The following is a 13349-nucleotide window of genomic DNA, read 5'->3' as shown; positions in this document are numbered from 1 at the left end:
CGAGGCGAAGTGCCTACGTCACTTGTTCACATAGACGCGGGGAACCCGCGATCCGATGCGCGTGACGATTTCGTACCCGATGGTTCCGGCCGCCTGGGCCCAGTCCTCGGCCGTGGGCTCGCCCCGGTCGCCGGGCCCGAACAGCACGGCCTCGGCCCCGGCCCCCGGCTCGTCGCCACCGAGATCGACGACGAACTGATCCATCGCGATGCGCCCCGCGACGGTACGCCACTTGCCGGCCACCAGCACCGGCCCGGTCCCGGAGGCGTGCCGGGGAATCCCGTCGGCGTACCCCAGAGGGACGAGCCCGAGAGTGGTCTCACCGGGCGTCACATACCGATGCCCGTAACCGACCCCGTGCCCACCCGGCACCGACTTCACCGACGCCAGCGCGGCGGTCAGCGTCATCACCGGCCGCAGCCCCAGGTCGGCGGCGGAGCCGAGCTGCGGGCTGGGCGAGAGCCCGTACATGGCGACACCGGGCCGTACGAGATCGAAGTGGCTCTCGGGAACGGTGAGGGTGGCCGGCGAGTTGGCGATGTGCCGCACCTCGGGCCGCACCCCCCGCGCCTCCGCATACGAGACCATCTCGCGGAAGAGCCCGAGCTGAGCGGCGACGGAGGGATGCCCGGGCTCATCGGCGCAGGCGAAATGCGACCACAGTCCGGTGATCCGCAGCAGCCCGCCTTCCTCGGCCTCCAAGGCGGCGGCGACAAGCCGCTCCCAGTCCCCGCCCGGCTGACACCCGTTCCTCCCGAGCCCGGTGTCGGCCTTGAGCTGCACACGAGCGGGCTTCCGCAGGGCGTGCGCGGCAAGCATGACCTCTTCCAGGTCCCACAGCCCGCTCACGGACACGTCGAGATCGGCCTCGACGGCCTCCCGCCAGGGCCCCCCGGGCGTCCAGAGCCAACACATGACCCTGACATCGGCCGGCAGCACCCCCGCCCCCCGCAGGGCAAGCGCCTCCTCGGGCGTGGCGGTCCCCACCCACCCGGCCCCCGCCTCCACGGCCGCCCGAGCACACGCCAGGGCCCCGTGCCCGTACCCGTCGGCCTTCACCACAGCCATGAACGCGGCCCCCGGCGCCTTGGCACGCAGGGTCCGCACATTGGCCCGCAGCGCGTCCAGATCGATCTCGGCACGGGCACGCAACGGGGCAGCAGACGTCATGGCGTTCTCACTCATCGCCGCCCAGTGTCTCAGAGGGCCCCCACCCCACTTGAGTGCCGGGCCGCAGCGCCCACCCTTTCAACACCGCTCAGCGCATTCCAACCCACCGGCGTACACATGCAAGCGCCGCTCACCGCACTCCAGCCCGTCTGGGGGTGCCCCCTCTGGGGGAGTTTGAGGACGAGCACGCACCATCCCGATCCCCCACCCACCCGGAGGGGGCTGCGCCCGGCAACGCCGCTCACTGCATTCCAGCCCGTCTGGGGGTGCCCCCTCTGGGGGAGTTTGAGGACGAGGCCCGTTCAGGGCCGATCCGGGGTCCAGGGGGCAAAGCCCCCTGGGGGATGGGAAGGGTAAGGGCGGCGGGGGCGAGAAAAGCCCGGCCTCAGCGCCGTACATCCCGCCAGGCCCCCGGAATCGCCTCCGCCACGTCATGCGCCCCCACCGGCGCCCCCGCCGCCGCGAACCGCCCCGCCAGCCCATGCAGATACGCCCCCACACTCCCCGCATCCACCGCCGACAACCCCGCCGCCAGCAACGACCCCGCAAGCCCCGACAACACATCCCCACTCCCGGCGGTGGCCAGCCACGGCGTCCCCGTCGCGTTCACCCGCACCGCTCCCCCACCCGCATCAGCGACCAGGGTCGTCGACCCCTTCAGCAGCACCGTCGCCGAATAAAGCCCCGCCAGCTCCCGCACCGCGGCCAACCGAGCCCCCTCGACCTCCTCCCGAGCCACCCCCAACAGAGCGGCGGCCTCCCCCGCGTGCGGCGTCATCAAGGTGGGCGCGCTCCGCCCCCGCACAGCCCCCCGCTCGGCGAGCCGCAACCCGTCCGCGTCCAGCAGCACCGGCACATCGATCCCGAGCACCTCCGCCACGGTCCCGGCGTCGTCCCCGGCTCCCGGCCCCACCACCCACGCCTGCACCCGCCCCGCCTTCTCCGGCCCCCGGTCCGACACCAGCGTCTCCGGGAACCGCGCGAGCACGGCACCCCCGGCCGGCCCGACGTACCGTACGGCCCCCGCCCCGCCCCGCAGGGCCCCCGCGACGGCCAGTACGGCGGCCCCCGGATACCGCGCGGACCCGGCGGCGATCCCCACCACCCCCCGCCGGTACTTGTCGCTCTCGCCGCCGGGCTCCGGCAGCAGCGCGGCGACGTCCGCGTGCTGCAGCGCCTCCAGGTCGGCCTCGTCCGGCAGGACGTCCCCCAGCCCGATGTCGACGAACCGCACCACCCCGGCGTACTCCCGCGCTGGATCGATCAGCAGCCCGGGCTTGTGCGTCCCGAACGTGACGGTGACATCGGCCCGTACGGCGGCCCCCCGCACCTCCCCGCTGTCCGCCTCCACCCCACTGGGCAGGTCGACGGCGACGACGGCGGCCCCGGACCGCTCGACGGCGGCGACGACCCGCGCCGCGTCCGGCCGCAGCCCGCCCTTCCCCCCGATCCCCACGATCCCGTCCACGACGAGATCGGCCCGCCGTACGACCGCCTCGGCATCCTCCGCCCCCACCACCACGGAACCCCCCGCCCGCCGCAGCGCGGCGAGCCCCCCGCCGTGCGCCCGTTCGGGCGCGAGGAGCACCGCGCTCACCCCGGCCCCCCGCCGGGCCAGCCGCGCCCCCGCGTACAGGGCGTCACCCCCGTTGTCCCCGCTGCCCACGAGCAGCACGACGCGCCGCCCGTACACCCGCCCCAGCAGCTCCGCGCAGGCGGCGGCGAGCCCGGCGGCGGCCCGCTGCATGAGCGCCCCTTCGGGCAGCCGCCCCATCAGCTCCCGCTCCGCGCTCCGGACCGTGTCCACACAGAAGGCAGTACGCATGACGCAAGTCTCACACCAACGCCCTTGGACGTCGTGTCAGTTGCGCTTCGTGTGGAGGATTTCGCGGGCCTGGTCCGCGGCGCGGGTGATGCTCTCGGAGACGAAGTCGAGGAAGCGGGCGATGTTCTCCAGGCGGACGGCGGCCGGGGTGCCGGAGCCGAGGACGCCGACGCCCTGCCGTGCGGTCTCGGCGACCTGGGCGGTGCCGCGGGCGCTGGCGATCATGGACTGGTAGAAGACGTCGTCGTCCACGACGTAGCGCTCGCGGCGGCGTTCGTCGCGTTCCCGGCGGACGAGATCCTGTTCCTCCAGGAACGTGATCGCCTTGGAGACGGACGCGGGGCTGACCTGGAGGCGCTGGACGAGTTCGGACGCGCTGAGGCTGCCCGCGTCGCTGATGCAGATGGCGGACAGTACCCGGGCCGTCATCTTGGGCGTGCCGGACTGCATGAAGACGGTGGTGAGCGTCTCCTCGTACGCGCGCACCGCCTCGGCGTCGCGTCCGTGGGCCTGCGGGGACGTGTCCGGCCCGCGGGGCGCGGTCTGCCTGCGCCGGTGGGTGCGGTGTTCCGTGGCGCGGTGGGCGAGGTCGGCGCGGTAGGCGGTGGGACCGCCGTTGCGCATCACCTCGCGCGTGACGGTCGAGGTCGGGCGGTCGAGACGCCTGGCGATCTCCGCGTAGGCGAGACCGTCGGCCAGTCCCAGCCCGATCTGCTGGCGTTCCTGCTGGGTGAGTCGGCCTCCCGGCATCGCGGCCTCCTTCATGGTTCGTGGCACCCGCAGCATAGCGTTCACCTTCACCCCATTGCAACGAGCAGAGCGGGAATGTTGCATTAACCTTCAGCACATTGCAACGATTTCCTAGCTCTCACCTGCACATACATCAAACTCACGCAACAAGCTTGTTGCCGAATCCATGAACGCAACGTAGCTTTTCCATCGTCGGAAACGACAGGAACAGGAACGCCAGGAACGACGAGCCAAGGAGAGCACGATGCAGAAGTTCGACACCCCCGCCCCGGTCTCCACCGTCCTCGACATCCCCGCGGGACGCGTCCAGTTCATCGCCGCCGAGCGGATGGACACCACGGTCGAGGTCCGGCCCTCGGACGCCGCCAAGAGCCGCGACGTGAAGGCGGCCGAGGAGATCGAGGTCACCTACGCCGACGGCGTCCTGCGGATCGAGGCCCCCGCGCCGAAGAACCGGATCCTCGGCCACACCGGATCCGTCGACGTCACCGTCAAGCTGCCCGCCGGCTCCCGCGTCGAGGGCAGGTCCGCCGCAGCCGAACTCCGCGGCGTCGGACGCCTCGGCGACCTCGCCTTCGACGGGGCCCACCGTCAGATCAAGATCGACGAGGCCGCGAGCGTCCACCTCACCGCGATCGACGGGGACATCGAGATCGGCCGCCTGGGCGGCGCCGCACTGATCAGCACCGCCAGGGGCGACATCCGTATCGCCGAAGCCGCACGCGGCACGGTCGTCCTCACCACCCAGTCCGGCGACATCGCGGTCACCGCCGCCGCCGGCGCCTCCGCCGCCCTGGACGCGAGCACCGGCCACGGCCGCGTCAGCAACGCCCTCAAGAACGACGGCACCACCGAACTCGACATCCGCGCCACCACCACCTACGGCGACATCACCGCCCGCAGCCTGTGAATCCGCAGCCACTCAGCAATTGAGAAGAAAACAGGGGGCACCTCTCATGACCGACCTGGCCATCACCGCGACTGGACTGCGCAAGTCCTACGGCGACAAGACCGTCCTCGACGGCGTCGACCTGGCCGTCCCGGAGGGAACGATCTTCTCCCTCCTCGGCCCGAACGGCGCCGGCAAGACCACCGCCGTCAAGATCCTCTCCACCCTCATCACCGCCGACGCCGGCGACATCCGCGTCGGCGGCCACGACCTCGCCGCCGCCCCGCAGGCGGTACGCGCCGCGATCGGGGTCACCGGTCAGTTCTCCGCCGTCGACGGCCTGATCACCGGCGAGGAGAACATGTGGCTCATGGCCGACCTGCACCACCTCCCCAAGCGGGAGGGACGGCGGGTCGCCGCCGAGCTGCTGGAACGCTTCGACCTCACCGACGCCGCGAAGAAGCCCGCCTCCACCTACTCCGGCGGTATGAAGCGCCGCCTCGACATCGCCATGACCCTGGTCGGCAGCCCCCGGATCATCTTCCTCGACGAGCCGACCACCGGCCTCGACCCCCGCTCCCGCCACACCATGTGGCAGATCATCCGCGAACTCGTCTCCGACGGCGTCACCGTCTTCCTCACCACGCAGTACCTGGAGGAGGCCGACGAACTCGCCGACCGCATCGCCGTCCTGCACGACGGCACGATCGCCGCCGAGGGCACCGCCGAGGAACTGAAGCGGATCGTCCCCGGCGGACACGTCCGGCTCCGCTTCACCGACCCCGCCGCGTACCAGCACGCCGCCGTCGAACTGCGCGAGGTCACCCGGGACGACGAGGCGCTGGCGCTGCAGATCCCCAGCGGCGGCAGCCAGCGCGAACTGCGCGCCATCCTCGACTGGTTGGACTCGGCAGGCATCGAGGCGGACGAGCTGACCGTGCACACCCCCGACCTCGACGACGTCTTCTTCGCCCTCACCGGCCCGGCCGACGTCCCCGCCCAGCAGAACCAGCAGAACCAGCAGAAGGAGTCCGCCCGATGAACGCCCTCTCCCTCGTCGTCCGCGACTCCTCCACGATGCTGCGCCGCAACCTGCTGCACGCGTGGCGCTACCCGTCCGGGACCCTGAACCTGCTGCTCACACCGATCATGATGCTGCTGCTCTTCGTCTACATCTTCGGCGACGTGATGAGCACGGGCATCGGCGGCGGGGGCGCGGACCGTTCCGACTACATCGCCTACATCGTTCCCGGCATCCTGCTGATGACCATCGGCAGCACCGTGATCGGGGCCGCTGTGTACGTCTCCATGGACATGACCGAGGGCCTCATCGCCCGCTTCCGCACGATGGCCGTCTACCGCGGCTCCGTGATCGTCGGGCATGTCCTCGGCAGCGTGCTGCAGTCGATCGCCAGTGTGGTCCTCGTCGGTGCCGTAGGCGTGGCCATCGGCTTCCGGTCCACGGACGCCACGGCCCTGGAGTGGCTGGCGGCGTTCGGGCTGATCGCGCTGTTCGCCCTGGCGCTCACCTGGATCGCGGTCGGGATGGGCCTGGCCAGTCCGAACCCCGAGGCGGCCAGCAACATGGCGATGCCGCTGATCCTCCTGCCGCTCATCTCCAGCGCCTTCATCCCGGCCGACACGATGCCGAGCTGGTTCCGGCCGATCGCCGAGTACCAGCCGTTCACCCCGGCCATCGAGACCCTGCGCGGCCTGCTGCTCGGCACCGGGATCGGCAACAACGGGTGGATCGCGCTCGCCTGGTGCGTCGGCCTGACCGCGCTGGGCCACCGCTGGTCGACAGCACAGTTCAACCGCGACCCGAAATGAGTGCGCGGGTCGCCTCCCACAACCCGTCCCACGCCAGGGCGGCGTACTCCGACACCGCGTCGGCGTACGCCGCCCCGTCGGCCTCCTCGGCGGCCCGCCGGACACGGTCGGCGGACATCGTGGGGAACGTCTGCGGCACATGCATCCGCCGCGCCAGTGCCAGCAGCCGTACCGCGGAGGTGTCGCCCGCGGTGAGCCGGACCAGACCGAGGGCCAGTACGTCGATGCCGGACTGCGGGTTCTCCCCGGCCGGGTGGGAGCCGTCGGCGAGCAGCCGGCCCTCCAGCTCGGCCACCAGTCCGGCGACCGGCCCCAGCCGCCCGGCGTACGCGTGCGCGGCCACCGCATAGGCGGCCATCGCCCGCGCCCACACGTCCATCGTGGGGTCGACGGCCGGCGAGTCGCCCCCGCGCAGCCGCTCCACGGCCGTCCGCCACCGCTTGAGACCCAGCTCGGTCAGCCCGCGGGCCAGCGCGATCTCGGCCCAGGCGGCCAGGTCGGTCGCGACGGCCGAGGTCTGCTCGGCCGGCTGGCTCCGCTCCACGCGCCGCAGCCATTCCTCGGCCTCGTCCGGCTCGCCGCGCTGCAGGCAGGCCAGCGCCAGCCCCCGGTGCAGGCCCGTCATGGGCGACTGGTCGTTCAGGTGCTCCAGGGTCTCCAGCGCGGCCAGCAGATGCCGGTACGCCTCCTCGCCGAGACCGGCGTCCGCGCACAGCTCGCTGCACCGGGAGTGGCCGAGCAGCCTGAGCGACGGGTTGGGCACGGCGTCGACCGCGGTGAGCAGCCGCCGGGCGGAGGACAGAGCACGCTCCGGCTGGTGCTCGTACTCCCAGAGATAGCTGGCCACGCACTCGGCGACGCCCGCCAGCAGGGGCGCCTCGCTCGCGCACAGTTCCCGCAGCGCCTCGTAGCCGGGCGGGCGCATGTCCGGAAGGGCGCACAGCACGACGGCGAGCGCTCGCAGCAGGGTGTCCGGCTCCGCGGGCGGCAGCCTGCGCAGGGTGACGAGATGGCGCGCCCGCAGCGGGCCGTACCCGATGAAAGGGGCGGCGGTGCAGATGGCGCTGAGGGTGCGGGTGACCTCGGTGTGCCGTGCGTCGGGGCGGTAGTGCGACAGCGGCGCCGCGGTGTCGGTGGCCAGGGTCAGGACCCGGTGGAAGCTCGTGGCGTCGGTGAGCCAGATGCCGGCCAGCACCGCGCCGGCCGACGCGATGGTGGCCTGGTCCCGGCGGGCGAGGGCATACCGCAGGGCGAGTACGAGGTTGTCCTGCTCCGCGCGCAGCCGCGCCCAGTGCCGCAGCGGCTCGGGGCCGGCCATCAGGTCGTGGTTGGCCAGTCCGAAGTCCCGTGCCCAGCCGAGGAACCGGTCGGTGACCACCTCCTCCTCCCCGGCGGCCGCCCGCCGGGCGGCGCTGAACTCCCGCACCGTCTCCAGCATGTGGAAGCGGATCCCGGCCGTGGTGTCGACGGCCTTCAGCAGCGACTGGTCCACCAGCTGCTCCAGCAGGTACAGCGCGTCGCCGCCGTCGCCCAGCAGTCGTTCCGCCGCCTGTTCGTCGAAGCCGCCGGGGAAGACCGACACCGCCCGCAGCGCCGCCCGCGCGTCCTCCTCCAGCAGATTCCAGCTCCACTCAACGACCGCGTGCAGGGTGCGGTGCCGCTCGGGTGCGTCCCGGGTCCCGCCGCGCAGCAGCGCGAACCGGTCGCCGAGGCGGCGGCCGATCTCGGGTACGGACAACACCCGCACCCGTGCCGCCGCCAGCTCCAGGGCGAGCGGCAGTCCGTCCAGATGCCGGCACAGCTCCGCCACCGCGTCGGGCGGCAGCTCGACATCGGGGCGCGAGGCCCGGGCCCGCTGCTCGAACAGTTCGATCGAGGTCGCCGGGCCCAGCTGCGGCAGCTGGTACACCGTTTCCGAACTCAGCCCCAGCGGTGCCCTGCTGGTGACCAGTACCCGAAGGTCCTTGGACCGTGCCACCAGCTCCCGCACCAGGTCGGCGGCGCCCCGGACGACCTGCTCGCAGTTGTCCAGCACCAGCAGCGCGGGGCCGGCGCCGAGCGCGGCGACGATCCCGGCGGGCACATCCGCCCCGCCGCCGTACCCCCCACCGCCGTACGCCCCGCCGCCACCGCGTGGCGCCTCCCCGCCACCGACCGCCGACGCCACCTCGCCGGCCACGTCCTCGTCCGCACGGACCCCGGCCAGCGACACGAAGTGCACCACCCGCTGCTCCGCCCGCCGGCTGACGGCGTGAGCGAGCCGCGTCTTGCCCAGCCCACCGGGGCCGACGATCGAGGCCAGCCGGGAGGAGCGCAACAGCCCGGCCACCGCCGCGAGATCCTCGTCCCGTCCCAGCAGCGGATTCGGATCGTGCGGCACCCCGTACCGGACCACGGGCGCCTCGGTCCGCAGCAGCTCCTGCTGCACGGCCTTCAGCCTGCCGCCCGGGTCGGTGCCGAGATCGTCGCGGAGCTCGCGCCGGTACGCCTCGTAGCGGGCGAGCGCCGCCGAGGGCCCGGCCGTGGCCGCCTCGGCGCGCAGCAGCTCGGCCAGTACCTCCTCGTCACGCGGCGCCCCGGCGAAGACCTCGGTCAGCGGCGCCATGGCCTCGCCCCGCCGCCCCAGCCGGGCGAGCGCGAGCGCACGGGAGCGGACGAGGGAGTGGTAGCGCGGCGCCCGCTCGGCCCGCAGCTCCGCCACAGGGTCGCCCGGCGCGGCCTCGCAGTCCGGCGCCGCGACCCAAAGGACAAGGCCGTCCTCCGCGCTCGCCAGGGCGGCGGCATGATCCCCTGCCCGTGCCTGCCGGACACTCGCCTCGGCGCACCGCACCACCGCCGAACTGTCGACCTGCTCCTCATCCAGCGCCAGCCGGTAGCCGGTCGGGGTGCTGACGACGACGTCGGCCCCGAGTTGGGAGCGGGCCCGGGAGACCAGGATCCGCAGCGCGCCTGCCGGGTTGGCCGGCAACTCGTCCTGCCACAGCCCGTCCACCAGCCTCGCGGTGCTGCAACCGGAGCGCAGCTCACCCGCGAGCAGCGCCAGCAGCCCCCGCAGCCGGGGCGCGGTGATCTCCCGCCCGCGGTAGGCCACGCCCGACAGGAGGGTCAACTCGGTCTTCACTCGGTCAGGTTATCGACACCGGGTGCTTCGACGGCTGCTTCGACGACTGCCGCTTTCGACCGGCCGCCCGCCAGGACCGAGCGCCGGTCGACGTCCGCTGATGGACGAAAGCCCCCGCCGTGAGCGGCGGGGACCTTCGGGGAGTCAGGGTGTGGCCGCGTCAGCGGGAGCACTGGCTGGGGTTGAGCCTCTGTTCGATCTTGCTCTCCACGCCGTCGGGCTCCTTGGTGCCGTTCCAGGTCTTGATGAGCTGGTCGGAGACGCCGTCGATGTAGTAGCCGTACGAGTAGATGCGCTTGTACGAGGCGTCACGGCCGCGCCAGGTGCCGACCTGCGTGATCCTGCCGTTCCTCTCCCAGGCGTACGAGCCGATCTCGATGACCGGGTTGACGCGCACCACGCGCTTGTACGGCTTCCACGTCACGGCGATCTGGGTGCAGGGCGGGATGGACTTCTCGCTGCGCCGCTCGAACGACCGGGTCTCCTCCCAGCCCCACTGGTAGCTGAAGTTGCCGCCCAGCTTGCCGGTGAAGATGCTCTTGGCGAGGCCGAAGTCGAGGGAGCCGCCGATGCTCTTCGTCGCGGAGGTCTTGCTGGAGTAGCCGCGGACGAAGGTCTCCTTGTCGTCGGTGCGGCCCCGGTTGGCGATCCACTGCGAGATGCGCTCCTCCTTGCCCGTGTAGGTCCAGGTGGAGGCCTGCGGGTAGTAGCAGCGGCCGGCGAAGACCTCCCAGTCGCCGCGAGGGGCGCGGTTCCTGCTGATCTTGCCGATGTAGTCCTTCTCCTTGCGGAACTCACCAGTCTTCACGTTGTACGCGCCGAAGTGGATGTCGTCCGCCCGGCCCTGGTCGCAGAACAGGTGGATCAGCCAGTCGGGGTTGCCCGGGTCGATGCCCCGGATGTTGTGGGCGCCCATCGGCCCCGCGGCCTGGGCCGGACCGGCGGTGGACAGCAGGCCGGTGAGAGCCATGACGCCGGCCGAAGCGGCGACTCCCGCCTTCTTGAGTGTGATTCTCACGTGCGTACGCTCCTGAGTTCCTCGGTGGGGTTGGTGGTCACTCGCGGGAGAGCAAGGGGTTCCGCGGCTCGCCATGACCGAGGTTGGCAACCGGAACGTTGATTGCCACCTGCTTCTCGGAGCGCAATCAATTCCCCATCCCCCCGTTCGACCGGCGCGATCTCGCGGCGCTGCACCGGCACCGCGCCGCGCTCACGCCTGCTCCCGTGCCTGTGATCGCAGTCTTCCGCAGCGGGACCGACCGCCCGGGGCTCGACGCCGCGTACGGCCCGGCGGAACTCCTCGCGGCGTGGTCTTCCTGAGTATCGACTGCGCCCACTGCCGGTGAGTGCTCCCTGAACAAGTGAAGGCCACCGTGCAAGTCCCCCTGTTGAACGGGAAGTTCAACCGGAGGAGCGCACGATGGCCTTGTTCGGCGCCCCGAACGAGCGTTCCGTGTCAGCCGGTCAGGAACCACAGCTGGGACGCGGTTGCGCGTCCGCCGGGCATCTCCCGTAGGGGCGCGACGTTGTCGTCGCCGTAGGTGGCGGTGACCGCGAGGTCCTCGTTGAGGTAGGGCACCAGGGCCCAGGCATCACCATCGGTGGTGGGCCGCAGCCGCCACCACTGAGCCTTCTTCGTGGACTGGCACGGGGCCAGGTGGACGAAGGTGCCGGCGTCGCCCCGGACCTCCGCGCAGTTACCGGTGGTGGTGATCGTCCACTCGTAGACGGTCTCGCCCTGCGCTGTCCGGGTCGGGGTGAACCGGAAGGTGCGCGGGAACGGATGGTCGGCCCGGTAGTACACCTGCAGGTACGTGTTGTTGCCGCCTGTGGCGTCGTCCGGGATGAGGTAGTTGGTGTAGGCCACGCTGGTGATCACCACGGGCCCCGAGGGAGCGATGGCGGCGGCGGGCGCCGCCTGGGCGGGAGTGCTGAGCGCCAGGCCGATCAGCGCCGCGAGCGCGGCACAGAGGGCGAGGACGCGCTGTCCAACGAGGATGTGCTGTCGAGTCGGCAGGGTCATGGAGAGTTGCCCCTTCGTCTGAATGCCACGGGCTGTTCGCCTGTGGCATCTGCGATTCAACCCCGACTCTGTCCTGTTGGGGATCACTCACGCGGGTGAAGACGGGCCCCTGACGTGCAGAAACGACCCTTCTCGGGGATGGGCTTCACCTGCGTTCTCGCGAGGATGCCCCGGCGTTCACGCCGGGGAGGAATCGCATCCTGTGGCGGCGACGCGGAGTGTCGCCGTGTCCGGTTTCCCGGGGCGCGGAGCGCCCGCTGGACCGCCGGCGGAGCCGGGTGAAGCGAACGTGCGTGCCTGTGGTCGCTGGTTGTGGTGACTCCGACGTGAGGAGGGTACGGGTGTACGCACGTCGCACGTACGGTCTTGTCGTGAAAGCCGTGTGAGCGGGCGGGGCGTGGGAGGGGATGTTGTGCCGGGGGTGAAGGAGGGCGGGCATGCCCGGTACACCTACCGGCTGCGTGTGTCGTCGACCGCCCGCGCGGCGCTGCTGGCGGAGTGGGACCGGTGCCGGTGGGCGTGGAACGAGTGCGTGGCCAAGTCCAAGGCCGTGTACGCGCACAACAAGGCGCACCCCGAGGGCAGACAGACCTGCGGCCCGGCTCAGCTCGACAAGATGCTGACCGAGGCCCGCGAGCGCACGCCGTGGCTGCGCGGGGGGAGCTCGGTGCCGCAGCAGCAGATCATCCGGGACTTCGGCAAGTCGCGTGCGAAGGCGCAGAAGGACATCAAGGAACGTCTGCCCCTCAGACAGCGGGCCGGGATGCCAGGGTGGAAGAAGAAGCGCGAAGCCGAGCCGACGCTGAACTACACCAGGCGCGGTTTCCGTCTGAAGGACGGCCGTCTGCACCTCGCGGGTGGCATCGTGCTGAGCGTGGTGTGGTCTCGAGGCCTGCCTGCCGAGCCGTCCAGCGTGCGCGTGTACCGCGACAGCATCGGCCACTGGTACGCCTCCTTCGTGGTAGCCGCCCAGGTTCAGCCGCTCCCCGCCACGGGCGCGGTGATCGGTGTGGACTGGGGTGTGACAGAGACCGCGACCACCACCTCGAACACCCACGATCTTCCCCACGCGCAGCACGGCAGGAAGGCCCGGCAGAAGCTGTCGCGGTACGACCGGATGATGGCCCGCCGCAAACCGAAGAAGGGTTACGCCGGATCGAGGGGCTACCGCGGGGCGAAGAAGTGGCGGGCGAAGACTTACGCGAAGATCGCCCGGCAGCGGCAGGACACCGGCCGCAAATGGGCCAAGAAGGTCGTGCGTGACCACGATGCCATCGCCGTGGAGGACTTCCGTCCGAAGTTCCTCGCCAGGACCACCATGGCCCGCAAAGCTGCCGACGCCGCGATCGGCGCCACGAAGAAGGCCCTGATCGAGATGGGCCGCAAGCACGGGCGGGATGTCCGCCTCGTGCACCCCGCGCACACCACCATGGACTGCGCGTCGTGCGGAGCGAGAACCAAGCACGCACTGCCGCTGTCCGAACGTACCTACACCTGCACCGCGTGCGGAGCCGTCTCCCCCAGGGACAAGAACTCCGCCCGTGTGATGCTCGTCCGGGCTGGTCTCAACCCGGCTGGTGCCGAGGGCGTAAGACCTCCCGGAGCGCTGCTCCCAGAGGCTGCCTGAGCCAGGAATCCCCTCCCCTTCAGGGAGGGGAGGATTCAAAGATCCACGTTCGTACTCCGGGCCGGCAGCGACTCAGGCACGAAGCGGGCCGACCCCGATGGGTGTCGGCCCGCC

At 71.6% G+C, this 13349-nt stretch carries 10 protein-coding genes and 1 pseudogene; 5 read left to right on the top strand and 6 right to left on the bottom strand.

What is annotated here, in order from left to right:
* Positions 1–18: 18 nt before the first annotated feature.
* From alr to ACLZN2_RS41650, 3 genes are all read right to left on the bottom strand, one after another.
* Positions 19–1185: an alanine racemase gene (alr, locus tag ACLZN2_RS41660; RefSeq protein WP_416984936.1), complete on the bottom strand. Its 1167-nt coding sequence runs from the start codon at positions 1183–1185 to the stop codon at positions 19–21.
* A gap of 370 nt (positions 1186–1555) precedes the next feature.
* Entirely contained in the window at positions 1556–2995 is a 1440-nt protein-coding gene (locus ACLZN2_RS41655; protein ID WP_416984935.1) for an NAD(P)H-hydrate dehydratase, read from the bottom strand.
* Between the two features lie 36 nt (positions 2996–3031).
* On the bottom strand, positions 3032–3745 hold the full coding sequence (locus ACLZN2_RS41650; RefSeq protein ID WP_416984934.1) for a helix-turn-helix domain-containing protein: 714 nt from the start codon (positions 3743–3745) through the stop codon (positions 3032–3034).
* A 244-nt stretch (positions 3746–3989) separates the two neighbouring features.
* Here ACLZN2_RS41650 and ACLZN2_RS41645 point away from each other — a divergent pair, with 244 nt between their 5' ends.
* From ACLZN2_RS41645 to ACLZN2_RS41635, 3 genes are read left to right on the top strand one after another with little or no spacing between them, the layout of a single operon-like run.
* Entirely contained in the window at positions 3990–4655 is a 666-nt protein-coding gene (locus ACLZN2_RS41645) for a DUF4097 family beta strand repeat-containing protein (protein ID WP_416984933.1), read from the top strand.
* Between the two features lie 46 nt (positions 4656–4701).
* Positions 4702–5676, top strand: coding sequence for an ATP-binding cassette domain-containing protein (locus ACLZN2_RS41640; protein WP_416984932.1), 975 nt, complete (start codon positions 4702–4704; stop codon positions 5674–5676).
* Positions 5673–6464 (top strand): ABC transporter permease, encoded by a 792-nt coding sequence (locus ACLZN2_RS41635; RefSeq protein WP_416984930.1) that lies wholly within the window; start codon positions 5673–5675, stop codon positions 6462–6464. The genes ACLZN2_RS41640 and ACLZN2_RS41635 overlap by 4 nt, the downstream gene beginning before the upstream one ends.
* On the opposite strand, the gene ACLZN2_RS41630 is transcribed toward ACLZN2_RS41635, so the two are convergent.
* Together ACLZN2_RS41630 and ACLZN2_RS41625 are read right to left on the bottom strand one after the other, a co-directional pair.
* Positions 6445–9585, bottom strand: a complete 3141-nt coding sequence (locus ACLZN2_RS41630; RefSeq protein WP_416984929.1) for an ATP-binding protein — start codon at positions 9583–9585, stop codon at positions 6445–6447. The two genes, ACLZN2_RS41635 and ACLZN2_RS41630, sit on opposite strands and share 20 nt — an antisense overlap.
* Positions 9586–9745: 160 nt before the next feature.
* Positions 9746–10603: a hypothetical protein gene (locus ACLZN2_RS41625; protein ID WP_416984928.1), complete on the bottom strand. Its 858-nt coding sequence runs from the start codon at positions 10601–10603 to the stop codon at positions 9746–9748.
* A gap of 143 nt (positions 10604–10746) precedes the next feature.
* Here ACLZN2_RS41625 and ACLZN2_RS41620 point away from each other — a divergent pair.
* Positions 10747–10905, top strand: a pseudogene (locus ACLZN2_RS41620) (ATP-binding protein); the annotation flags it as partial.
* Between the two features lie 136 nt (positions 10906–11041).
* Here the strand turns inward: ACLZN2_RS41620 and ACLZN2_RS41615 are convergent.
* Positions 11042–11608 carry an RICIN domain-containing protein gene (locus ACLZN2_RS41615; RefSeq protein ID WP_416984927.1) on the bottom strand — a complete coding sequence of 189 codons (567 nt, stop codon included), beginning with the start codon at positions 11606–11608 and terminating at the stop codon, positions 11042–11044.
* A 412-nt stretch (positions 11609–12020) separates the two neighbouring features.
* Here ACLZN2_RS41615 and ACLZN2_RS41610 point away from each other — a divergent pair, with 412 nt between their 5' ends.
* Positions 12021–13235: an RNA-guided endonuclease InsQ/TnpB family protein gene (locus ACLZN2_RS41610; protein ID WP_416984926.1), complete on the top strand. Its 1215-nt coding sequence runs from the start codon at positions 12021–12023 to the stop codon at positions 13233–13235.
* Positions 13236–13349 lie beyond the last annotated feature (114 nt).

The sequence above is a fragment of the Streptomyces sp. T028 genome (assembly GCF_048159505.1).
Taxonomy (GTDB): Bacteria; Actinomycetota; Actinomycetes; order Streptomycetales; family Streptomycetaceae; genus Streptomyces.
Note: the sequence above shows the minus strand (reverse complement) of the source record. Positions and strands in the feature narration are given on the sequence as shown.

What these genes read in the sequence shown, in the direction of transcription:
- alr (WP_416984936.1), bottom strand. Translation starts at nt 1,185, where the DNA reads ATGAGTGAGAACGCCATGACGTCTGCTGCCCCGTTGCGTGCCCGTGCC.
- ACLZN2_RS41655 (WP_416984935.1), bottom strand. Translation starts at nt 2,995, where the DNA reads ATGCGTACTGCCTTCTGTGTGGACACGGTCCGGAGCGCGGAGCGGGAG.
- ACLZN2_RS41650 (WP_416984934.1), bottom strand. Translation starts at nt 3,745, where the DNA reads ATGCCGGGAGGCCGACTCACCCAGCAGGAACGCCAGCAGATCGGGCTG.
- ACLZN2_RS41645 (WP_416984933.1), top strand. Translation starts at nt 3,990, where the DNA reads ATGCAGAAGTTCGACACCCCCGCCCCGGTCTCCACCGTCCTCGACATC.
- ACLZN2_RS41640 (WP_416984932.1), top strand. Translation starts at nt 4,702, where the DNA reads ATGACCGACCTGGCCATCACCGCGACTGGACTGCGCAAGTCCTACGGC.
- ACLZN2_RS41635 (WP_416984930.1), top strand. Translation starts at nt 5,673, where the DNA reads ATGAACGCCCTCTCCCTCGTCGTCCGCGACTCCTCCACGATGCTGCGC.
- ACLZN2_RS41615 (WP_416984927.1), bottom strand. Translation starts at nt 11,608, where the DNA reads ATGACCCTGCCGACTCGACAGCACATCCTCGTTGGACAGCGCGTCCTC.